20 protein-coding genes are annotated in these 21547 nt (G+C 71.6%); 13 read left to right on the plus strand and 7 right to left on the minus strand.

What is annotated here, in order from left to right; translation table 11 throughout:
- Positions 1-54 precede the first annotated feature (54 nt).
- From RWE79_RS10680 to RWE79_RS10700, 5 genes are all read left to right on the plus strand, one after another.
- Positions 55-1575 carry an oxidoreductase gene (locus RWE79_RS10680; RefSeq protein ID WP_475945736.1) on the plus strand — a complete coding sequence of 507 codons (1521 nt, stop codon included), beginning with the start codon at positions 55-57 and terminating at the stop codon, positions 1573-1575.
- Positions 1576-1681: 106 nt separating this feature from the next.
- Positions 1682-2689 carry a hypothetical protein gene (locus tag RWE79_RS10685; RefSeq protein WP_475939797.1) on the plus strand — a complete coding sequence of 336 codons (1008 nt, stop codon included), beginning with the start codon at positions 1682-1684 and terminating at the stop codon, positions 2687-2689.
- Positions 2690-2691: 2 nt separating this feature from the next.
- A complete protein-coding gene (locus tag RWE79_RS10690) occupies positions 2692-3423 on the plus strand; it encodes an LON peptidase substrate-binding domain-containing protein (RefSeq protein ID WP_475939798.1) in 732 nt (243 codons plus the stop codon).
- Between the two features lie 17 nt (positions 3424-3440).
- Positions 3441-3941: a Cys-tRNA(Pro) deacylase gene (gene ybaK / locus RWE79_RS10695; RefSeq protein ID WP_475939799.1), complete on the plus strand. Its 501-nt coding sequence runs from the start codon at positions 3441-3443 to the stop codon at positions 3939-3941.
- Between the two features lie 122 nt (positions 3942-4063).
- Positions 4064-4264 (plus strand): hypothetical protein, encoded by a 201-nt coding sequence (locus RWE79_RS10700; protein WP_475939800.1) that lies wholly within the window; start codon positions 4064-4066, stop codon positions 4262-4264.
- A gap of 15 nt (positions 4265-4279) precedes the next feature.
- Here RWE79_RS10700 and RWE79_RS10705 read toward each other — a convergent pair whose 3' ends face one another.
- The 4 genes from RWE79_RS10705 to RWE79_RS10720 form a co-directional block, all read right to left on the minus strand.
- Entirely contained in the window at positions 4280-4903 is a 624-nt protein-coding gene (locus RWE79_RS10705) for an ABC transporter permease (RefSeq protein ID WP_475939801.1), read from the minus strand.
- Between the two features lie 355 nt (positions 4904-5258).
- Positions 5259-6128: an ABC transporter permease gene (locus RWE79_RS10710; RefSeq protein WP_475939802.1), complete on the minus strand. Its 870-nt coding sequence runs from the start codon at positions 6126-6128 to the stop codon at positions 5259-5261.
- Positions 6125-7102 carry an ABC transporter ATP-binding protein gene (locus tag RWE79_RS10715; RefSeq protein ID WP_475939803.1) on the minus strand — a complete coding sequence of 326 codons (978 nt, stop codon included), beginning with the start codon at positions 7100-7102 and terminating at the stop codon, positions 6125-6127. The genes RWE79_RS10710 and RWE79_RS10715 overlap by 4 nt, the downstream gene beginning before the upstream one ends.
- A 214-nt stretch (positions 7103-7316) precedes the next feature.
- Positions 7317-8528 (minus strand): NYN domain-containing protein, encoded by a 1212-nt coding sequence (locus tag RWE79_RS10720; protein WP_475939804.1) that lies wholly within the window; start codon positions 8526-8528, stop codon positions 7317-7319.
- 225 nt (positions 8529-8753) lie between these two features.
- Between RWE79_RS10720 and RWE79_RS10725 the strand changes: the two genes are divergently transcribed.
- Positions 8754-8930, plus strand: a complete 177-nt coding sequence (locus tag RWE79_RS10725; RefSeq protein ID WP_475939805.1) for a hypothetical protein — start codon at positions 8754-8756, stop codon at positions 8928-8930.
- A gap of 153 nt (positions 8931-9083) precedes the next feature.
- Here the strand turns inward: RWE79_RS10725 and dnaE are convergent, their stop codons facing one another.
- On the minus strand, positions 9084-12644 hold the full coding sequence (gene dnaE, locus RWE79_RS10730) for a DNA polymerase III subunit alpha (RefSeq protein WP_475939806.1): 3561 nt from the start codon (positions 12642-12644) through the stop codon (positions 9084-9086).
- A 255-nt stretch (positions 12645-12899) separates the two neighbouring features.
- Here dnaE and RWE79_RS10735 point away from each other — a divergent pair, with 255 nt between their 5' ends.
- From RWE79_RS10735 to RWE79_RS10760, 6 genes are all read left to right on the plus strand, one after another.
- Positions 12900-14213 (plus strand): DUF2252 domain-containing protein, encoded by a 1314-nt coding sequence (locus RWE79_RS10735; protein WP_475939807.1) that lies wholly within the window; start codon positions 12900-12902, stop codon positions 14211-14213.
- A 62-nt stretch (positions 14214-14275) separates the two neighbouring features.
- Positions 14276-14890 (plus strand): hypothetical protein, encoded by a 615-nt coding sequence (locus tag RWE79_RS10740; protein ID WP_475939808.1) that lies wholly within the window; start codon positions 14276-14278, stop codon positions 14888-14890.
- A gap of 41 nt (positions 14891-14931) precedes the next feature.
- Entirely contained in the window at positions 14932-15735 is an 804-nt protein-coding gene (locus RWE79_RS10745; protein ID WP_475939809.1) for a thioredoxin domain-containing protein, read from the plus strand.
- Between the two features lie 226 nt (positions 15736-15961).
- Positions 15962-17572, plus strand: coding sequence for an alkaline phosphatase D family protein (locus RWE79_RS10750; RefSeq protein WP_475945738.1), 1611 nt, complete (start codon positions 15962-15964; stop codon positions 17570-17572).
- A gap of 255 nt (positions 17573-17827) precedes the next feature.
- A complete protein-coding gene (locus RWE79_RS10755) occupies positions 17828-18802 on the plus strand; it encodes a zinc metalloprotease (RefSeq protein WP_475939810.1) in 975 nt (324 codons plus the stop codon).
- A gap of 44 nt (positions 18803-18846) precedes the next feature.
- Positions 18847-19371, plus strand: coding sequence for a VldE C-terminal domain-containing protein (locus RWE79_RS10760; RefSeq protein WP_475939811.1), 525 nt, complete (start codon positions 18847-18849; stop codon positions 19369-19371).
- Positions 19372-19462: 91 nt separating this feature from the next.
- On the opposite strand, the gene RWE79_RS10765 is transcribed toward RWE79_RS10760, so the two are convergent.
- Positions 19463-19651, minus strand: coding sequence for a hypothetical protein (locus RWE79_RS10765; protein ID WP_475939812.1), 189 nt, complete (start codon positions 19649-19651; stop codon positions 19463-19465).
- 115 nt (positions 19652-19766) lie between these two features.
- On the minus strand, positions 19767-20354 hold the full coding sequence (locus RWE79_RS10770) for a dienelactone hydrolase family protein (RefSeq protein ID WP_475939813.1): 588 nt from the start codon (positions 20352-20354) through the stop codon (positions 19767-19769).
- Positions 20355-20411: 57 nt separating this feature from the next.
- Between RWE79_RS10770 and RWE79_RS10775 the strand changes: the two genes are divergently transcribed.
- Positions 20412-21518 carry a mechanosensitive ion channel family protein gene (locus RWE79_RS10775; RefSeq protein WP_475939814.1) on the plus strand — a complete coding sequence of 369 codons (1107 nt, stop codon included), beginning with the start codon at positions 20412-20414 and terminating at the stop codon, positions 21516-21518.
- The last annotated feature ends 29 nt before the right edge of the window (positions 21519-21547 follow it).

Here is a 21547-nt window from a genome sequence, read left to right on the forward strand (position 1 = left end):
CCGCGTCAGGCGGCGGACCGGCCACCGCATCAGCCGCCGGAGGACTGGACCGCGGTGGAACAGGGGCTCTGGGAGGCCTTTCGCCTCGGCGAGTGGTACGACCTGCGCACCGGCATCCCCGAGCGGGACGACCCTGCCGCCGACCGCTTCTGGGGCCCCGACCGGACCGTACGGGCCGAGACGATCGCCCGGCTGCTGCTCGACGGGCCGCCCGCCGTCCCCGGCCGGGTGTCGTGCGTCAAGCTGTCCGGCGCCCAGATCACCGGCGAACTCCAGCTCTCCGGCGGCACGGTGGTGCCCTACGTCGAGCTGCGGGACTGCCGTTTCGAACAGGTCGTGATGCTGTCGGAGTGCCACTTCACGACCATACGGATGGTGCACTGCGCCGTTCCGCGCCTGGAGGCCGCCCGGCTGCACACCACCGGCGACCTGCACCTGCCGCAGTGCACCGTCGAGGGAGGCATCCGGCTCACCGACGCCCACATAGGCACCGACCTGCTGCTGAACCAGCTCACCGTCCGCCGTGACCGGCACGGGCGCGCCATCGCCGCCGACGGCCTCAGCGTCGCGCAGGACGTCGAGGCCGAGCTGATGGAGGCCACCGGCGAGATCAGCCTGCGCAGCGCCCGCATCGGCGGCCGGCTGAGCCTGCGCGGCAGCGTGCTGCACAACCCGTACGGGCGCTACGCGCTCAACGCCGCCCGGGTCCAGGTCGAGCACACCCTGTACCTGAGCGCGGGCTACGTGGGCTCCGCCAGCAACAGCGGCACCCCGCCGATGGGCGTGCGCACCCGGCGCTTCACCTGCGAGGGCGGGCTGCGGCTGGACGACGGCCGTTTCGGCAACGCGGTGATCATCAACCAGGCGCGGTTCCGGCTCACCGGAAGCCAGCAGCTGTCCCTGCGCCGGGTGCAGACCCCCGAACTGCGGCTCACCCTGGACGAGCCGCCGACCGGCATGATCTCGCTGGCCGGGGCGCGGGTGGGCAACCTCACCGACGCGCAGACCTGCTGGCCGGAGGCGGCGGGCGTGGACCTGACCGGGTTCTCGTACGGCTCGCTGAGCCCCGAGGGCCCCTTCCCGCTGCGCGAGCGCATCTCCTGGCTGGCGGCGGCCACCCCCGAGTACAGCCCGGAGCCGTACGAGCACCTGGCGGCCGCGCTGCGCGCCAGCGGCGAGGACTCCGACGCCCGCGAGGTACTGCTCGCCAAGCAGCGCCGCCGCCGGGAGACGCTGCCGCTGGCGGGCAAGCTGTGGGGCTACATGCAGGACATCACGGTCGGCTACGGCTACCGGGCCGGCCGGGCCGCGCTGTGGATGGCGGTGCTGTGGGCCATCGGCGCCAACTTCTTCCACGGGCATCCCCCGCCGCCCCTCAAGGCGGACGAGGCCCCGCACTGGAGCGCCGCCCTCTACGCGCTGGACCTGCTGCTGCCGGTCATCGACCTGGGCCAGGACAGCGCGTGGAAACCGGCGGGCGACGCGCAGTGGGCGGCGGCGGCCATGGTGGTGCTGGGGTGGGTGCTGGCCACGACGGTGGCGGCCGGCGCGTCCCGGCTGCTCCGACGCGGCTGACCGGCCGGCGCGGCGCGGCGGCGTAGCGGCGCGGCGGTGACAGATACCGAATCTTCATCGAAAGCACAGGTGCCCGCCGGAGTTCCCGCCGTTGAATGAGCACACCATGCCATTCCTCCGTTCCCTGGTCGCCGTGTCGCGCATGCTGCGGCACACACCGCACATCGGCGCCGATCTGCCGCCCGATGACGCGGTGCTCCTCGACGCGCCGGACGAGCGGCTCGCGGCGGCCTCGGCGCACCTGGACGGCGGCGACTTCAAGCCGGTCGCGGAGCTGCTGGCCTGGACCCGGGACGCCGCCTGGTGGGAGACCAGGGACCGGTATGTCGCCTGGCTCGCCGAGCACCACCTCACGGGCGGCGGCCCCCTGTGGCTGCGGGACTGGCGCGACGCCGACCCGGACAGCCCGGACCTGGCCGTCGTGCGCGCCGAGGCCGCCGTCCGGCAGGCCTGGCGGGCGCCCGGTCCGGCCCGCCGCACCACGCTGCTGCGCGAGGCCGGTCCCCTGGTGCGGGCCGCCACGGAGGCGGGCCCCGGCGATCCGGTGCCCTGGCGTACCGCGATCACCCGCGCCCGGGGCCTGGGCGCGCGGCGCGAGGACTTCGACACCCTGTGGGCGCAGGTGCTGGCCCGTTCCCCGCACCACTACGGCTGCCATGTCAGCGCCCTGCGCTTCCTGCGCGCGGAGGGCACGGTCCGTCCCCGGGAATGGCTGGCGTTCGCCGCCGACGCCGCCGACAGCGTGCTGCCCGGTTCCCTGGTGCTCGGTCTGCCGCTGCTGGCGGCGTACGAGCACCTGCTCACGGGGGGCCGGGACTCCGACACGTACGTGGACGCGGCCATCACCGGCGCCCTGGAGCTGTCCGCCTGGCACCACCCCGGCGACCGTGAGCCCGCCGAGGTGCGCAATGTGCTGGCCCAGATGCTGATCCTGCGCGGGCGGTGGTCCGAGGCGCTGGACGAGTTCCGCGCGATCGGGGTGCACGCGACGTCTTTTCCGTGGCACCGTACCGGCGAACCCCGGCGCGAATTCCTGGAGATGCGCACCGGCGTACGCGTTCAGCTCGCATCGGCTGTCGGTCTCTGGGCCAAACCCGGCGGCCCTTACGCATAAGCTTGCTGGCTGTGACCGTGCGCATCCCGCTCTTTCCGCTCAATTCGGTGCTGTTCCCCGGCCTCGTGCTGCCGCTGAACGTGTTCGAGGAGCGGTATCGCGCACTCGTACGCGATCTCATCGCCCTCCCCGAGGACGCCCCGCGCCGCTTCGGCGTCGTCGCCATCCGCGACGGCCACGAGGTCGCGTCCAAGGACGCCCCCAAGGACCGGGGCGCCGCGGCCGGCTTCGGACCCGACCCCGCCAGGAGTTTCTTCGGTGTGGGCTGCGTCGCCGAGGCCGCCACGATCGGCGAGCGCGAGGACGGCGGCTTCGAGATGGTGGCCACCGGGACGACGCGCTTCCGGCTGCTGTCGGTGGACGCCGGCGGACCGTACCTGGTCGGCGAGACCGAGGAACTGCCCGAGGAGCCCGGCGAGGGGTCGGGCGCGCTGGCCGCCGGCGTCGCGCGGGCCTTCCGCACGTACCAGAAGCGGGTCGCGGGCTCACGCGAACGCACCCTGGCCACCGACTCCGGCAGTGAGCTGCCCGACGAGCCGTCGGTGCTGTCGTTCCTCGTCGCCGCCGCCACCGTCCTGGAGACGCCGCTCAAACAGGCCCTCCTTGAAGCCCCGGACACCGCCACCCGGCTCACCGAGGAACTGCGGCTGCTGCGCCGTGAGGCAGCCGTCATCGGCAAGCTCCGCACCCTCCCGGCGGTCGACCTGACCCGCCAGACCCCGAGCCCCAACTGACCCTCCGGCGGAGCCCCGTGGCCAAGAAGACCAAGAAGACCTCCGGCGGCACGCCCGCCACCGTCGCCCTGGAGCAGGCCGGCGCCCCCTTCACCGTCCACGCCTACGACCACGACCCCGCCGCCGCCCTCGGCTACGGCGAGGAGGCCGCCCAGGCCCTGGGCACCTCACCGGCGCGGGTGTTCAAGACGCTGGTCGCCGATGTCGACGGCGCCCTCACCGTCGCCGTGGTGCCCGTCGCCGGCTCCCTCGACCTCAAGGCACTGGCCACGGCCGCCGGCGGCAAGCGGGCCGCGATGGCCGACCCGGCCGACGCCGAGCGTACGACCGGCTACGTGCGGGGCGGCATCTCGCCGCTGGGGCAGCGCAAGCGGCTGCGTACGGTCGTCGACGCCTCGGCGCTGGACCACGACACGGTGTTCGTCTCGGCCGGCAAGCGCGGCCTTGAGGTGGAGCTGGCCCCGCAGGACCTGGTGCGGCTCACCGGCGCCGTCACCGCGCCGATCGGCAGGCCCTGAGGCTGACAGGACGCGCACAGACGGATCAGGGCACCGGCACAGCACGGTCGGTGAGGATCCCCTCGTACGCCTCGTACGCCTCGTACGCCTCGTACGCAGAGCCGACGTCAGGGGAGTTCCTCATGAGCACCGCAACCGTCACGCGCCGCCTCGGGATCGTCGCCGGAGTCCTGGCCACCGTCGTCATCGGCCCATCGGGAGCCGTCGCCGACGCTCTGGCCGAGGCCAACAGCGCGCCGTTGCGCACGCCCGGCACGGCGGACAGGAACGCCACGACCGCCGCCGTCCCGCTGGTCCGGGTCCGCCGCCTGCTGCCGGCGTAGCCGCCGTAGCGGGCGTCAGGCGCCGTCGGGGGTGTCCCAGTGCGGGACGGTCTCCGGGTCGCGGGGGCCGAAGCCCGTGGTCAGGCCCAGGTGGAACAGGGTGGCCGCGATCGGCCACACCAGCAGGGTGCCCTTGGCGCGCAGCTCCAGCGGGGCGTCGAAGACCTTCTTGGCGCCGACCGCCCTGGCGTGCGCCACCAGGTCCTGCGTCGGGCCGAGCCACACACCGAGCCGCCAGGCCAGCAGCGAACCGAGCCCGGCGCCGACCGCCAGGCCGAGCACGATGCCGACCCCGCCGCGCCGGCAGCGCCAGAAGGCCAGTACGGCGCTGACCACGCCCATCCCCAGGGCGAGCAGCACAAAGGTGCCGTCGCCGCCGGCCGCCTGTTCGCCCTCGGAGTCCTTGAGGTAGACCGCCTTGCCGTCCGAGACCAACGGAATGCGCGGCGCCAGCCACAGCCACAGCAGGCCCAGCGCCACCCCCGCGACGGTCAGCAGCAGCGCCGTCAGCGCACCGCGCCGCAGCTCCTGGCCGAGGACCAGGCGCTCGTCCTCCGGCAACCCGCCCCCGGGCGTGTCGGGCACCGGGTACGGCGGTTGCATGGGCGGCTGGCCGTGGGGCGTCAGAGGTGCGGTCACGCTGCCATCGTGCCAGGTACGCCTGTGCGGCGCCCCCGCCGGGTCACCAGCGAACGCCCGGCGGCACCCCCGGACGGCGTACGGGCCCGTCCGACGGATCACCGGCAGGCGGCCCAGCGGCCGTCACCGGCAGCCATCACGCCAGCTGTTCACCGGCAGGCGCCCCGGCGGCACGCCAGGCGCCGTCCGGCACGTTCGACGAGTCACCGCCGGCCGTCACCGGCAGGAAACCCACCAATACGCCCAGGCGTCGGCCGGCACATCCGGCGCGCCGCAGGCAGGCAGGCAGCCCGGCGCTACGCCCGGACGGCGTGCGGCACGTCCGCCGAGTCACCGGCCGCCGTCGCGGCGGCTGTCACCGGCAGGCGGCACGGCGGTATGCCCAGGTGGCCACTGACAGGGAGACCGCGCCCACCACGGCGCACACCGACAGGTCGGCGGCCATGGCGATCCAGTCCGGGCGTGCGTCGAAGGCGCGGGCCAGCGCCTCGACGCCGTATGTCGACGGCAGCGCGTCGCGTACCCAGCCGACCGGGGCCGGCAGGTTCCCGGCCGGCAGCACGCCCAGCAGCAGTGCCGCCGACATGCCCAACTGCCCGAACAGCGTGGCCAGTTCCTGGCGCGGCGCCAGCAGCCCCAGTGCCGCGCCCAGCCCGGCCAGGGCGGCGCCGGCGAGTGGGACGACGGCGGCCAGCACCCACAGGTTGGCGAACGGCAGCTGGAAGAGCGCGCAGCCCACCGCTGCCGTCGCGACCGTCCCGGGCACCGTGAACGAGGCGTACGCGCCCGCCGCACCCAGCACCACCGCGGCGGGCGGCACCGGCAGCGTCGCGTAGTAGTCGAGGCCGCCGGAGGCCCGCAGCTGCCCGAAGTACTGGGCCAGCAGGTTCAGCGCGACGAACGCGACCACCAGCACACTCGAACCCGCCACCACCGAGCGGGCCGCGCCGTGCGCGCCGCCGTCGACCACGCCGCGCATCAGCACCATGATCCCGACGGACTGGAACGTCGCCACGAACAGCAGCGGGATCCGGGCCACCTTCGCCCGTGACAGCTGCGCCCGGTAGACCGCGCCCAGCGCGGGCAGCAGCGGGGTGCGCGGCGCGAGCGGCGCCGGTGCGGCGTCCGCCGCGGCCGTGACGTCCGCGGCGGGCCGTTGCCCGGCGCTGCCGGGGGCCGACGGGGCCACCGCGTTGGTGCCCGCTCCGGCGGAGGCCACACTCATCCTTTGACCAGTCCCTTCTGGCGACCGCCCAGGGCCAGGTACACATCCTCCAGGCTCGGTGTCGCCAGCGTGAAATCGTCGAGCGCGGCGAACGCCGGACCGCCCGTCACCTCGGCCACCACGGCGCGGGCCCGGGTCTGCGGCAGCCGCAGCGTCCAGCGGCGGCCCGCGATGCCGGCGCTCTCGCGCAGCGCCGCGATGCCCGGCACCTGGAGCGGGGGCTCGTCCCGCCAGACCAGGTCCAGCCGCACCTCGTCCGCGACCAGGGCCTTCAGTCCGGCCGGCGTGTCGCAGGCGATCACCCGGCCGCCGTCCATCACCCCGACCCGGTCGAGCACGGTCTCGGCCTCGATCACGTTGTGCGTGACCAGCAGCACCGTCGCGCCGCGTTCGGCTCGCCGGCGGTCCACCGCCGCCCACACCGCGCGCCGCGCCACCGGGTCCATTCCGGTGGTCGGCTCGTCCAGCACCAGCACCGGCCGCTCCCCCACCAGCGCCGCCGCGAAGCACGCCAGCCGGCGCTGCCCGCCCGACAGCCGTTTGAGCGGCCGTCCCGCGATCGTGGTCAGCGCCAGCTCCTCCAGTACCGCGTCCCGCTCGGCACGGGCCGCCCGGGCGGTCAGCCCGCGCAGCCGTCCCGTGGTCTCGGCGGCCAGCGCCACCGTCAGTTCGTCGAGGGCCGTGGACTCCTGCCCGAGGTAGCCCATCAGCCGCGCCGCGCGCTCCGGACTGCGTACGAGGTCGTGCCCGAGGAAGGTGATCGTCCCCGCGTCCGGCCGCAGCAGTCCCGTCAGCTGCCGTACGAGGGTGGACTTGCCGGCCCCGTTGGGCCCGAGCAGGCCGAAGATCTCGCCGCCCCGTACATCCAGGTCGATGCCGTCGCTGGCCCGCACGTCCGCGTAGCTCTTCACCAGCCCGCGCACACGGATCACAGCCGTGTCGCGCCCGGCCGCATGGTCCGTGCCTGTGCTCACGAGAACCGAGACTACGCGCTGCGCGGGCCGGGCTGCGCCCCGGACCCCCTGGGGCCTGTCTTATGTATCTTCGTGGCGTCGCGGGGTCTGGCACGCGCGCTCGCCGTGTTCTCGTCAGTCGACGACGCTCCGCGTCGCCTCCCTCCTCGGCCTTGCGATCACACGCACCAGACCCCGCTCCTTCACCCACGAATACCCATAAGACAGGCCCTGGCTACTCCCCGGCGGGGGCGTGCTGCCCGGCGGCCACCGACCGGGCGTCGATCTCACGCCAGAACCCGGCCCGGATGGCATAGCGGTCGTGCTCGTCGATCTGGTCGTCCTTGTGGGCCAGCAGGCCGAAGCGGGCGGCGTAACGCAGCAGCTCACCGTCGATGCGGTGCGGGACGCGGGGGTACTCCACCGAGAGCAGCTGGAGCTGCCCGGCGTCGGCCAGTCGGGCGATCCAGCGGCGGGCGAAGACCTGGCCGACCTCGAAGGGGTCGCCGGAGACGGTGGTGATGTCCTCCTCGCGGTCCGCCCAGCGCTGTTCGGCGGAGGTGAGCTGGGCGAGGGTGGGCAGACCGGACTCGGCGGCCTCGGCGGCGCCGACCATGCCCTTGTCGGAGGACCAGCGCAGGGTCGCGGCGGGGGCCGGCGCGTGGTGGGGTGACGCGTGCCCGGGGCCCCGGAGCGCGGCCAGGTCCTTGGGGGTGGGGACGACCTTGCCGGGAGGCTGCTCGGGGTCGGCCGGTGCGGCCGCTGCCCCGTTCTTGGCGGCGGCCGGCTCGGCCGGGGCCGGCGGCGCGCCGCGCGCGGGCTCGGGCAGCGGCGCCGACAGGATCGCCGCGATCTCCGGCCGGGGGCCGAGCGGCGCGCAGGCGCCGGTGCCGGCCACCTCACGGGCACGGATGGCCCGGGTGATCCACTCCCGGTCGAGCACCCGGCGTTCGTCCGCCTCGGCGACCAGGTCCTCGGACTGGTTGTAGTCGCCGTCGGCGGCCTGCACGGCCCACAGGTGGACGGCGACCCCGTGTTCCTTCGCGGACATCATGCCGGGCAGCAGGTCGCCGTCGCCGGTGACCAGGACCACGTCCGAGCAGGCCCGGTTGCGCGCCAGTTCGGAGAGTTCGGCGTGCATGGCGGCGTCGACGCCCTTCTGCGCCCAGCGTCCGTCCGTTCGGGTGAGCGCGCCCAGCCGGACGGTGACCCGCGGCATGACCCGCAGCCGCCGGTGCTCGGGCTGCGGTACGCGGTCGGGGGCGCCGTCGAACCAGTAGATCCGCAGCAGCGGCTGGCCGGTCTCGATCTCGGCGCGCTCCCGCAGGCCGGCCACGACGGCGGCGTGATCGACCAGGATCCGGGACCGTGAGGGCTCTCCGGCCAGCAGGCTCGCGGCGGCGCCCAGCAGGTAGCCGGCATCCACCAGGACGACGCAGCGGTCCATCGGTCTCACCCTCTTCTCCGGTGTCCTGACGGCCCCCCGGTATGGATGTTCCTCCGAGTCTGCCCGAACGCACCGGCGTTATGAGCCGGAACCCGATCACCGGCGTGGCGGTCCGGCCACCTTACGGCCGTCACAGTCTGCAACTGCCCGAAATGCGACCTTCGTACTCCCATGGAAACGTGAGTGATGCCCGTCGTCCAAGGTTTCCTACAAGGAGGAACGATCGTGGGCAAGAACAAGAACCGTGGTGAACGCACCGGACAGCGCCACGAACATCGCTCGACCGCCATGCCCGCCGATGAACCGGCGAAGACTTCCGCCGCTCAGGAGCAGACGATGCCGGTCCCCGGCTCCGAGCAGCACGTATCGCACAAGCGCGGAAAGAAGTTCGGCCACAACTAGCCGGACGGCTGTCGCGAATCAGCCCCCGTCGGCGGTCTGTCCGCCGGCAGGGGCTGTTTTCGTGCCGCGCGCCGGGCCGCCCGCGGGCGGCCCGGTCTCACTCTGCGTGTACGGGCGGGGCGGGTGGGGCCGGTGGGCCGGGCGGGCCGGTGGTCAGCCCGCCTGCTGCTGGGCCACGCCGAGACAGGCCGGGCCGAGCAGCGCCTTGAGGTCGCCGAAGAGCGCCGGGTCGGCGGTGACGCGGTGCCGGTCGAGCCGGAGCACCGTGGTCTTGCGGGCGCCCTGGAGCCGGACCCGGACCTCGGTGTTGCCCTTGTGGCTGGCGAGGACCTCGCCGAGCCGGGCGACCAGGGGCGGGGTGACCTTGACGGTGGGGATGGAGATGGTGACCGGGGCGTTGGTCCCGGCGTCGGTCAGGTCGGGGACCATCAGCTCCATCGCGACCAGCCGGGGGATGTCCTCGCGTTTGTCGAGGCGGCCCTTGACGAAGACGACCGCGTCCTCGACCAGCTGGGTCGAGACCAGCTGGTAGGTGGCCGGGAAGAACATGCAGTCGATGGTGCCCGCCAGGTCCTCGACGGTGGCGATCGCCCAGGCGTTGCCCTGCTTGGTCATCTTGCGCTGGAGGCCGGAGATGATGCCGCCGATGGTGACGATCGAGCCGTCGGAGTAGTCACCGCCGTTGAGCGCGGCGATGGCGGCGTCGCTCTTGTCGTTGAGGATGTGCTCGATCCCGAAGAGCGGGTGGTCGGAGACGTACAGGCCGAGCATCTCCCGCTCCTGGGCGAGCAGATAGGCCTTGTCCCACTCGTCGTCGCCGATCGGGGTGTCCAGGCCGAAGGCGGTGCCGGAGTCGGCGGTGTCGCCGCCCAGGTCGCCGAAGAGGTCGAACTGCCCCTCGGCCTCCTTGCGCTTGACCGCGACCACGTTGTCGATCATCGGCTCGAAGACCGCCGACAGGCCCTTGCGGGAGTGCTTGAGCTCGTCGAAGCCGCCGGCCTTGATCATGGATTCGACGGTGCGCTTGTTGCAGACCACGACGTCCACCTTGTCCAGGAAGTCGGGGAAGGAGCTGTACTTCCCCTTCGACTTCCGGCAGCGCACGATCGAGTCCACGACGTTCTGTCCGACGTTGCGCACGGCGGTCAGGCCGAACACGATCGTGTCGTCACCGCGCGGGGTGAAGTTGGCCTCGGACTCGTTGACGTCCGGCGGGAGGACCTTGATGCCCATGCGACGGCACTCGTTGAGATAGAGCGCCATCTTGTCCTTGTCGTCCTTGACGGAGGTCAGGAGGCCGGCCATGTACTCGGCGGGGTAGTTCGCCTTGAGGTACGCGGTCCAGTAGGAGACCAGTCCGTACGCGGCCGAGTGGGCCTTGTTGAAGGCGTAGCCGGCGAAGGGGACCAGGACGTCCCACACGGCCTGGATGGCGGCGTCGGAGTAGCCGTTCTTCTTGCAGCCCTCCTGGAAGAAGGCGAAGTTCTTGTCGAGCTCCTCCTTCTTCTTCTTGCCCATCACGCGGCGCAGGATGTCGGCCTCGCCGAGCGAGTACCCGGCGAGGATCTGCGCGGCCTTCTGCACCTGCTCCTGGTACACGATGAGGCCGTAGGTGACGCCGAGGACCTCCTTGAGCGGCTCCTCCAGCTCCGGGTGGATCGGGGTGATCTCCTGCTGCTTGTTCTTGCGCAGCGCGTAGTTGATGTGCGAGTTCATGCCCATCGGGCCCGGCCGGTACAGGGCCGAGACGGCGGAGATGTCCTCGAAGTTGTCGGGCTTCATCATGCGCAGCAGGGAGCGCATGGGGCCGCCGTCGAACTGGAAGACGCCGAGGGTGTCGCCCCGGCCGAGCAGGGAGTACGTGTTGGGGTCGTCCAGGGGCAGGGAGAGCAGGTCGATGTCGATGCCCTTGTTGGCCTTGATCGACTTGACCGCGTCGTCCATGATCGTCAGGTTGCGCAGGCCGAGGAAGTCCATCTTCAGCAGGCCGAGCGACTCACAGCTCGGGTAGTCCCACTGGGTGACGACCGCGCCGTCGTTCTTGGGCGAGAAGATCGGTACGTGGTCGATCAGCGGCTCGCTGGACATGATCACGCCGGCCGCGTGCACGCCCATCTGCCGGACCAGGCCCTCGATGCCCCGGCCGGCGTCGATGACCTTCTTCACGTCCGGCTCGTTCTCGTACATCGCCCGGACCTCGCCCGCCTCGCTGTAGCGGGGGTGGTCCTTGTCGAGGATGCCGGACAGCGGGATGCCCTTGCCGAGGACGTCGGCGGGCATCGCCTTGGTGATCCGGTCGCCGACCGCGTACGGGTAACCGAGCACCCGGGCCGAGTCCTTGATCGCGTTCTTGGCCTTGATGGTGCCGTAGGTCGCGATCTGGGCGACCTTGTCGGAGCCGTACTTCTCGGTGACGTAACGGATCACCTCGGCGCGCCGGCGTTCGTCGAAGTCGATGTCGACATCCGGCATGGAGATGCGCTCGGGGTTCAGGAACCGCTCGAAGATCAGACCGTGCGGGACGGGGTCGAGGTCGGTGATGCCCATCGCGTACGAGACGATCGAACCGGCCGCCGATCCTCGGCCGGGGCCGACGGCGATGCCGTTGTTCTTGGCCCACATGATGAAGTCGGCGACGACGAGGAAGTATCCGGGGAACCCCATCTGGACGATGGTGTCCATCTCGTAGTCGGCGAGCTTCTGCCGGTCCTCCGGGATGCCGCCCGGGAAGCGCCGGGCCATGCCCCGCGCGACCTCGGCACGGAACCAGCTGACCTCGGTGTACCCCTCGGGGACGTCGAAGCGCGGCATGAGGTTCTTCGACTCGAACATGCCGGCGGTCTCGACCCGGTCGGCGATCAGGAGCTGGCTGTTGCGGCAGCCCTCCTGCCAGGCGTCGGAGGAGTCGATCGCGTACATCTCGGCGGCGGACTTGAGGTAGTAGCCGGAGCCGTCGAACTTGAAGCGGCCGGGGTCGGAGAGGTTGGACCCGGTCTGGATGCACAGCAGGGTGTCGTGGGCCGCCGACTCGTGGGCGTAGGTGTAGTGCGAGTCGTTGGTGACGACGAAGGGCGCGTCGAGCTTTTTGGCGACCTCCATCAGGCCGTCGCGCGCGCGGCGGTCGATGTCGATGTCGTGGTCCATGATCTCGACGAAGAAGTTCTCCTTGCCGAAGATGTCCTGGTACTCGCCGGCCGCCTTCAGCGCCTCGTCCATCTGACCGAGGCGGATCCTCGTCGACACCTCGCCTGACGGGCAGCCGGTGGTGCCCATCAGGCCCTCGGCGTACTGCGACAGCAGCTCGCGGTCCATCCGGGGCTTGCGGAAGAACCCCTCGAAGGAGGCGCGCGACTGGGCGCGGTAGAGGTTGTGCAGCCCCGTCACGTTCCGTGCCCAGATCGTCATGTGGGTGTAGGCGCCGGCACCCGAGACGTCGTCGCCCTTCTGGTGGGGCGCGCCCCACTTCACGGGCTTGGTGTAGTGCCGTGACTCGGGGGCGAGATAGGCCTCGATGCCCATGACCGGCGTGACGCCCGCGGCCTTGGCCTGGTGGAAGAAGTCGTACGACCCGTGGAGGTTGCCGTGGTCGGTGATCGCCACGTGCGACATGCCCATCTCATTGCAGGCCTTGAACATGTCCTTCAACCGCGCGGCACCGTCCAGGAGGGAGTACTGCGTGTGGACGTGCAGGTGCGTGAACGGCTGGTCTGTCACGGGGAGTGACACCTCCGGGCGGTCGGTCCATGAACTTCTACGGGCGGCGAGGGGAATCCTACGTCCCGGCACCGACAATCCCGTCGAGGTCCGGCCACCGCCCGGGGCGAAACCCCGAGGAGCCGGGGCGTAGCCTGCGGCACGGGCACGGGGCCTGGTCCGTTGCCACCGGGGAGTCCGGGGGAATCCAGGGAATCCAGGGAATCCAGGGAATCCAGGGAATCCAGAATTCTACGATCGGGAGACACACCGGCGATGAGCACCACGTTCGGCGACAGCAACCGCGGCGAGCAGATTCTCGCGGTGTTCGACACCGCCTTCGGCGAGCTGCTGGCCGCCGACCCGGCCGCCTTCCGGGTCAAGTTCCGCAAGATGGCGGCCTCCGCCTTCGCCTTCTACCGGGGCACGGCCGGCCTGTACTACGCCGACCTGGCGGCCGCGGACGACGGCGCCGCCTACCTCGACGAGCGCACGTCGCGGGTCTGGATCCACGGCGACCTGCACGCCGAGAACTTCGGCACCTACCTGGATGCCAACGGGCGCCTGATCTTCAATGTCAACGACTTCGACGAGGCGTACGTCGGTCCCTTCACCTGGGACCTCAAGCGCTTCGCCGCCTCCGTCGCCCTCATCGGCTACAGCAAGGCCCTCGCCGACGACGTGATCTCCGGTCTGGTGCGCACCTACGCCGCCGCCTACCGCGACCGGATCCGCGCACTCGCGCACGACAAGGCGGTGCCCTCACTGACCCTGGAGACCGCCCAGGGTCCGCTGCTGGACGCGCTGCGCAGCGCCCGCTCCCAGACCCGGGTCGGCCTGCTGGACTCGATGACCGAGATCCGCGACTGGAACCGCCGCTTCGCGCCGGGCGGCGGCGCCTTCGAGCTGGACGCGGCGACCCGCGCCAAGGTGCTCGACGCCTTCGAGGCCTACCTGGGGACGCTGCCGGAGACCAACGGGATCAACCCCGACAGCCATCGCGTCAAGGATGTCGTCGGCCGTCGCGGGATCGGCATCGGCAGCGCGGGGCTGCCCTCGTACAACCTGCTGCTCGAAGGGCACACCGACGCCCTGGAGAACGATGTCGTGATCTACATGAAGCAGGGCCAGACGCCCGCGGTGTCCAGGCACATCACCGACCCGGCGGTGCGCGGCTACTTCCGCCACGAGGGCCACCGCACGGTCATCTCCCAGCGCGCGCTGCAGGCCCACGCCGATCCGTACCTCGGCTGGGCCGAGCTGGACGGTGTCGGCCAGCTCGTCGCCGAGGTGTCGCCGTACGCCGTCGACCTGGACTGGTCCGACCTGGACGACCCGGCGCAGATCGAGGCCGTGGTGGCCGATCTGGGCCGTGCCACGGCCGGTATGCACGCCGCCGCCGACGACGAGAGCGGTCACTCGCTGGTGCCGTTCTCGACGGAGGACGCCATCGACAAGGCCATCGCGGCGGACGAGGACGGCTTCCCCGAGACGCTGGTGGACTTCGCGCACGCCTACGGCGCGCGGGCGCGGGCCGACCACCAGATCTTCGTGGACCTGTTCCGCAACGGCCGGATCCCCGGGCTCTGAAGCCGGGGTCCACAGCCAGGCTTTAAGTACTACTTACCTATCGGCGTGGCACACTCTGCGCCATGGAGGGGACGGGACCACCGCTGAGAGCGCTGCGCGCCGCGCTGTTCGCCGCGCTGTGCGTCACGCTGTCCGCCACCTCCCATGTGCTGCTCTCCCGGATGCCCCTGCCGCTCACCACGGTGGCGGGGGCGTACGGGGCGGTGTTCGCCGCCGCCTACGCGCTCGGCGGGCGGGAGCGCGGCTTCGGGGCGATCGCCGCCCTGCTGGTGCCGCTCGAACTCGCCGCCGACACCGCCTTCACCGTCGGCCAGGCGACCTGTTACGGCCCCGGCGGCGGCCCCGTCACCGGTTCCTGGCGGGCGCTGACCTGCCACGGCGGCGAGATCGGCGCCGCCGGTTCCGCGCACTCCGCGTCGCCCTGGCTGCTGCTCGGCGTCCACCTCGCGGTGGGGCTGGCGGCCTCCTGGTGGCTGCGGCGCGGTGAGGCCGCCCTGCACCGTGTACTGCGCACCGCGTTCCGGCCGTTGGCGGTCGCCATGGCCGCGCTGCGCACGCCGCCCTTCCGGCCGGTTCCGCGTCACGCGCGGGCGGCCGTCGCCGCCCCGGCCCCCGCGCTCCCGCTGCTCGCGCACTCCGTCGTACGCCGTGGTCCGCCGCGCTCGGCACTGACCTGAGCCCCCACCCACGTACGTACACAGACGGAGAACGAACCATCATGAGTCAGCGAAACAGCCTCGCCGCCAAGAGCGCCGCCCGGGAGCGGCTGCGCGCCGAGCGCGAGAAGCAGGCGAAGCGGGAGAAGCTGCGCCGCCAGATACTCGTCGGCGGCGGCGTCATAGCCACCCTGGCGGTACTGGCCGGCGTCGCGGTGGCCGTGGTGAAGCTCAACCAGCCGAGCTACTGGGAGGCGGCCGCCGACAAGAAGCTGGTCAAGCCCGCGAACTCGTCGGGCAAGAACGGCACGTCGATCGTCGTCGGCAAGTCGAGCGCCACGCACACCCTCAAGGTGTACGAGGACCTGCGCTGCCCGATCTGCGCCCAGTTCGAGCAGACCTCGGGCGACCAGGTGCAGGCCCTCGCCAAGGACGGCACGTACAAGATCTCGTACACGATGGGCGCCTTCCTGGACAACTCCCTCGGCCAGGGCCAGGGTTCCAAGAACGCGCTGAGCGCGCTGGGCGCGGCGCTGAACGTGAGCACGGACGCCTTCACCGCGTACCACAAGGTGCTGTACTCCAAGGCCGTCCACCCGGAGGAGACCACGGACGCCTTCGGCAGCGACGCCAACCTCATCAAGTACGCCCAGAAGGTACCGGCCCTGAAGAACAACAAGGCCTTCCAGAAGGACGTGAAGGACGGCACCTACGACAAGTGGGCGCTGACGATGGACGAGCAGTTCAGCGCGGACGGCATATCCGGCACCCCGACGGTGAAGCTGGACGGCACGGTCATGGACAACGTCCAGGGCATGACCGCCGCCCAGTTCAAGGCGGCGGTCCAGACCCAGCTGAAGAAGTAGCGGCAGCGGCCTCGCGGTCACGCCTGCCGGTTCCCGGCGAAGACCCCGGGAACCGGCAGGCGAAATCCCGTCGAACGTTTCGAAACACCCCTCGGACGTGGGTTACTGGCGCGTAACCTGTGCGCCTGTGACCGAGACCTCCGCACCCTCGCAGACCTCATCGAACGCATCGAACGCACCCGCGCCGGGCGCGCCCCACCGGCGGACCGCGCCCTCCCGGCGGGCCGTGGTCAAGGCGGCCGCCGCCGGGGCCGCGCTGATACCGCTGGCGGCCACCGCCGCCCAGGCGGACGGCACCGGGGCGTCCGCGCAGCCCGCCTTCCTGCACGGGGTGGCCTCCGGCGACCCGCTGCCGGACGGCATCCTGCTGTGGACCCGGGTGACGCCCGCCCCCGACGCCGTCCCCGGCTCCGGCCTCGGCCCGGACACCCCGGTCAGCTGGACCGTCGCCACGGACCGCGCCTTCTCCTCCGTGGTGGCGACCGGCTCCGTCACCGCCACCGCCGCCTCCGACCACACCGTCAAGGCCGACATCCGCGGCCTGAGGCCCGCCACCGACTACTGGTTCCGCTTCGGCTGCGAGGGCGTCGACTCCCCCGTCGCCCGCACCCGCACCGCCCCCGCCGACGACGACGCCACCGGCCGGCTGCGCTTCGGTGTGGTCTCCTGCGCGAACTGGGAGGCCGGGTACTTCTCCCCGTACCGCCACCTCGCCGCCCGCGGCGACCTGGACGCCTGGCTGCACCTGGGCGACTACATCTACGAGTACGGGACCGGCGAGTACGCCGCCCGGGGCACCGTCGTGCGGCCCCACGCGCCCGCCCACGAGATCACCACCCTCGCCGACTACCGCACCCGGCACGGCCGTTACAAGACCGACCCGGACCTGCGGGCGCTGCACGCCACGGCCCCGGTGATCGCCATCTGGGACGACCACGAGTTCGCCAACGACGCCTGGTCGGGGGGCGCGGAGAACCACACCGAGGGTGCCGAGGGCGCCTGGAAGGACCGGCAGGCCGCCGCCAGGCAGGCGTACTTCGAGTGGATGCCGGTCCGCCCCTCCGTCGCCGGCACCACCTACCGCCGGCTGCGCTTCGGGAAACTGGCCGATCTGTCCCTGCTGGACCTGCGCTCCTTCCGCTCCCAGCAGGTGAAGGCCGGCAGCGGCGACGTCGACGACCCGGACCGTACGATCACCGGGCGTGCCCAGCTCGACTGGCTCAAGTCCGGCCTGTCGGCCTCCCGGACGACCTGGCGGCTGGTCGGCAACTCGGTGATGATCAGCCCCGTCGCCTTCGGTTCGCTGCCCGCGTACCTCCTGGAGCCGCTGGACGAGCTGCTTGGCCTGCCCCGGGACGGCCTGGCCGTCAACACCGACCAGTGGGACGGCTACACCGACGACCGCCGTGAGCTGCTGGCCCATCTGCACGACAACGGCATCGGCAACACCGTGTTCCTGACCGGCGACATCCACATGGCCTGGGCCAACGACGTACCGGTCAGGGCCGCCACCTACCCCCTGTCGCCCTCCGCCGCCACCGAGTTCGTCATCACCTCGGTGACCTCCGACAACCTCGACGACATCCTCAAGGTCGCGCCCGGCACGGTCTCCGTCGTCGCCGCCGCCGCGATCCGGGCCGCCAACCGCCATGTCAAGTGGCTCGATACCGACTCCCACGGCTACGGCGTCCTCGATCTCACCGCGGCCCGCGCCCAGATGGACTACTACGTCCTGTCCGACCGCACCGATCCGGCCGCCACCTCCACCTGGGAACGCTCGTACCGGACCACAGCCGGCACACAGAAAGTCGAGCGGGTGTACTCACCGGTCAACTGACGGCCCCTCAGCATCGATTTCCGGCCACTGGTCGCGTTAACCGAGGATCACACGGGGCGGGCGGACAAAGACTCGAATGCCCTCCGACCCGGGCATTCCGCCCGCCCCGCGTGTCAAAGCCGTTGCATACCAAGGGAATACCCTCCCTTTACCAATGGGCCGGTTCCGGCCTGCACCGCGTCTGGCATGGACACATAATCTCCGGCTCGGTGAGGAGGAAATTCCTCCCCGCCCGGTCCCCCACCAGGAGTGCCCATGTCCCCCCACACGTCTGCCTCCCGGCGCCTGCTCGGCCTCGCCGCCGTGGCCGGAACCCTCGCCCTGCTCCCGGTCTCCGGAGCCACCGCCACCGTCAGCACCGCCGCCGCCCACGCCAGAACCGGCGCGCAGCAGTGTGCCGACGACGACGCCGCGGCCCGCAAGATGAAGGGCTCGACGGCCAAGGAGCCCAACGCGGTCACCGCGGCCCAGGTCAAGCGGATGAACGCCGACCTGAAGAAGAAGCTCGGCGTCCTGAAGGCGGCCGGCAAGCGGACCACCCTGAAGGCCGCCGCCACCACGACCATCCCGGTCTACTGGCACGTCATCACCAGCGGGACCACCGGCAGCCTCACCGCCAGCCAGATAGCCGGCCAGATCTCCGTCCTCAACGCCGCCTACGGCGGCACCGGCACCGGCAACGTCAGCACCGGCTTCCAGTTCTCGCTGGCCGGCACCGACTACACCAACAACTCCACCTGGTACAACCTCACCGACGGCTCCTCCGCCGAGACGACCATGAAGTCCACCCTCCGCAAGGGCGGCGCCGGAGCCCTCAACATCTACTCCGCCAACCTCTCGGACGACCTGCTCGGCTGGGCCACCTTCCCCAGCTCCTACTCGTCCAACAAGACCTACGACGGGGTCGTCATCCTCGACACCTCGATCCCCGGCGGCTCCGCCACCAACTACAACGAGGGCGACACCGCCACCCACGAGGTCGGCCACTGGATGGGCCTGTACCACACCTTCCAGGGCGCCTGCGGCACCACCGGCGACTCCGTCTCCGACACCCCGGCCGAGAAGTCCGCCGCCTACGAGTGCCCGACCGGCCGTGACACCTGCACCGCCACCGGTGTCGACCCGATCCACAACTTCATGGACTACACGTACGACTCCTGCATGTACCAGTTCACCTCCGGCCAGGTGACCCGCATGCAGAACCAGTGGACCGCCTACCGGGCGAGCTGACGCCCACCGGGCACTGATCGCACCCCTCCCGCGTTCTCGTACCGATGGACACCACCTCGGGGCGGGGACGCGGGAGCCGGGCGCGCAGAACCCTGTTGACCCTGCTGCTGCTCGGCGGCCTCCTCCTGGCAGCCATGGCCTGGCCGACCCTCAGGGCCCAGGTCCGCGCGTCCTCCTGGGAGAAACAGCAGCCCGAGGGCCCCGACCACATCACCGCGCGCATGGAGACCGTCAGGGACGCCGTCGTCGAGGAGTTCGGCCTCCACGGCACCCCCGGCTGCTACCGCGAGGACGGCGGCATAGCCGGGGGCGGCGAACATCCCCTGGGCCGGGCCTGCGACTTCATGCTCGGTCCGGCCGGTGAACGCGCGACCCCCAGGGCCGACGCCCTCGCCGAGGACATCGTGGCCTGGGTGCGCGAACACGCCCAGGAATACGGCATCTGGTACGTCATATACGAGCAGCACATCTGGTCCAGCCGGCTGCCGCAGCAGGGCTGGAAGAAGATGGAGGACCGCGGCTCGATCACCCTCAACCACTACGACCACGTGCACATATCGGTCTACTGAACAACGGCTCCGCCGAGTCGCGGCGCGCGATGCGGCCCGGAGACGGCCCAAAATGCCACGGACCGTACGGGCACGCAGCGGGCACGACGAGTCAACGCTTCTGGGCCCTGTACCGCTTGAGAAGAACCGTGATCCTCCCTTGGTCGGCGGCACCGTTGAGTTCGGCAAGAAGATCATCGGGGCAGAGTTCGTAGTGGTCGCCCCACCACCGGCGCCCCCTGTTGTCCCAGACGCGGTAGCCGCCCGGGACACCTCTGGCCACGTACCGCCGTTTGCTCATCCGGTGTTCCCCTTTGACCTCACGCAACTTGGGCACCGCCTCAGGGACATCTCCCGCGCACCCCCCTGCCGGAGGCCGCGGGCTGACCGGGCTACCGGGCTACCGGGCTACCGGGCTACCGGGAACCGGCCGCGTCCAGATCCGCCAGGAAGTCCACCACGATCGCCCAGGTGCGGTCGGCCGCGTCGGCGTCGTGGTCGGGCAGGTCCGGGTCGGTGTAGAGGTGGCCCGCGCCGCGGTAGCGGTGGATCGCGACGTCGGCGCCGGCCTTGCGCATCCGCAGGTACCAGGCGTTGAGCCAGTCGTCGGGCTCGAAGGGGTCCGGCTCGGCGACGTGCAGCTGGACGGGCAGGTCGGTGGCGGCCGCGTCGTCGGCGATGTCGGACGTGCCGTGGAAAAGGAGCAGGCCGCGGGCCCGGTCGTCGGCGAGGGCGAGGTTCTGGGCGATGGAGCCGCCGAGGGAGAAGCCCGCGTAGACCAGGCCGCGGTCGGACAGGGGGCCGGAGACCGTGACGGCCCGCATGAGAAGTTCGTCACGGCCGATCTCGTCCTTGATGGCCATGCCGTCCTCCACGGTGTCGGCGGTACGGCCCCCGTACAGGTCAGGGACGTGCACCTCGTGGCCTGCGGCACGCAGCCGGTCGGCGGCGGTGTGCACCGCCGGGCGCAGTCCGTAGGCCGAGTGGAAGAGGACGATATTCACAGGGCTCCTTCGCCGGGGGTCGGGTACGCGACCATGGTGCCAGCTACTTTCGAAAGCATGCAGAACGTCGTCCGCCCGGTCGCCGTGGCAGGCGGTGCCGTCGTCCTCACCCTCGCTGTCGGCTGGGTGGTGGACATGGCGCTCCGCCGCGCCGACGCACAACACCCCGAGACACCACTGTGGGACCTGCTGCGCCGCTGCCGGCTGCCGCTCCAGCTGGTGCTGTGCAGCGCGTTGCTGCGAGGGTCCTACGCGGCCGCGCACATCGCCCCGAACCACAGCGCCGTCGTGGGGCAGGCGCTGACCCTGGTCCTGATCGGGGCCTGCGCCTGGCTGGTGGTGCGGGTGACGGTCGCCGTGGTGGAGGCCTCGTACTCGCGCTACGCGTCCAGCTCCCACGACCGGGCCCGGGTGCGACGGGTCCGTACCCAGGTGACGCTGATCCAGCGGGTGGTCTCGGCGATCGTCGGCGTCGTGGCGATCTCGGCGATGCTGCTGACGTTCCCCGCGATGCGCACGATCGGCACCTCGATGCTGGCCTCGGCCGGCATCATCGGTATCGTCGCCGGCGTCGCGGCGCAGTCGACGCTCGCCAACCTCTTCGCCGGGCTGCAGATCGCCTTCGGTGACCTGGTGCGGATCGGGGACGTGGTGGTCGTCGAGGGCGAGTGGGGCACCGTCGAGGAGATCACCCTGACGTATCTGGTGGTGAGCACCTGGGACGAGCGGCGGATCACCATGCCGGTCTCCTACTTCACCAGCAAGCCCTTCGAGAACTGGTCCCGCGGCAACCCGCGGATGACCGGCACCGTCTTCTTCCACCTCGACCACTCCACCCCGGTGGACCTGATGCGCGAACAGCTCCACCTGATCCTCAAGGACTGCGAGCAGTGGGACGGCCGCGCCTGGGGCCTCGTGGTGACCGACACCACTCCCAGCACCATCCAGGTCCGAGCCCTGGTCACCGCCCAGGACTCCGACGACATCTGGACCGTGCGCTGTGTCGTCCGCGAGCAGCTCCTCGACTGGCTCCGCCGCGAACACCCCTACGCCCTGCCCCGGATCAACACCGCCGCCGCCCCGGGACTCGCCGAGGCCCCCGACCGCGAGCAGACCCCGCCCACCGCCCACGACGTCGGCCCCGGCCCCGGCAACATCTCCTGACCCCGTCCGGCGAACCGGCCCGTCCGGCG

It is taken from the genome of Streptomyces sp. RLA131, assembly GCF_056270125.1.

Coding starts and splice junctions, on each gene's coding strand:
- RWE79_RS10685 (WP_475939797.1), top strand. CDS start 1,682: ATGCCATTCCTCCGTTCCCTGGTCGCCGTGTCGCGCATGCTGCGGCAC.
- RWE79_RS10700 (WP_475939800.1), top strand. CDS start 4,064: ATGAGCACCGCAACCGTCACGCGCCGCCTCGGGATCGTCGCCGGAGTC.
- RWE79_RS10710 (WP_475939802.1), bottom strand. CDS start 6,128: ATGAGTGTGGCCTCCGCCGGAGCGGGCACCAACGCGGTGGCCCCGTCG.
- RWE79_RS10720 (WP_475939804.1), bottom strand. CDS start 8,528: ATGGACCGCTGCGTCGTCCTGGTGGATGCCGGCTACCTGCTGGGCGCC.
- RWE79_RS10735 (WP_475939807.1), top strand. CDS start 12,900: ATGAGCACCACGTTCGGCGACAGCAACCGCGGCGAGCAGATTCTCGCG.
- RWE79_RS10740 (WP_475939808.1), top strand. CDS start 14,276: ATGGAGGGGACGGGACCACCGCTGAGAGCGCTGCGCGCCGCGCTGTTC.
- RWE79_RS10745 (WP_475939809.1), top strand. CDS start 14,932: ATGAGTCAGCGAAACAGCCTCGCCGCCAAGAGCGCCGCCCGGGAGCGG.
- RWE79_RS10755 (WP_475939810.1), top strand. CDS start 17,828: ATGTCCCCCCACACGTCTGCCTCCCGGCGCCTGCTCGGCCTCGCCGCC.
- RWE79_RS10760 (WP_475939811.1), top strand. CDS start 18,847: ATGGACACCACCTCGGGGCGGGGACGCGGGAGCCGGGCGCGCAGAACC.
- RWE79_RS10765 (WP_475939812.1), bottom strand. CDS start 19,651: ATGAGCAAACGGCGGTACGTGGCCAGAGGTGTCCCGGGCGGCTACCGC.
- RWE79_RS10775 (WP_475939814.1), top strand. CDS start 20,412: ATGCAGAACGTCGTCCGCCCGGTCGCCGTGGCAGGCGGTGCCGTCGTC.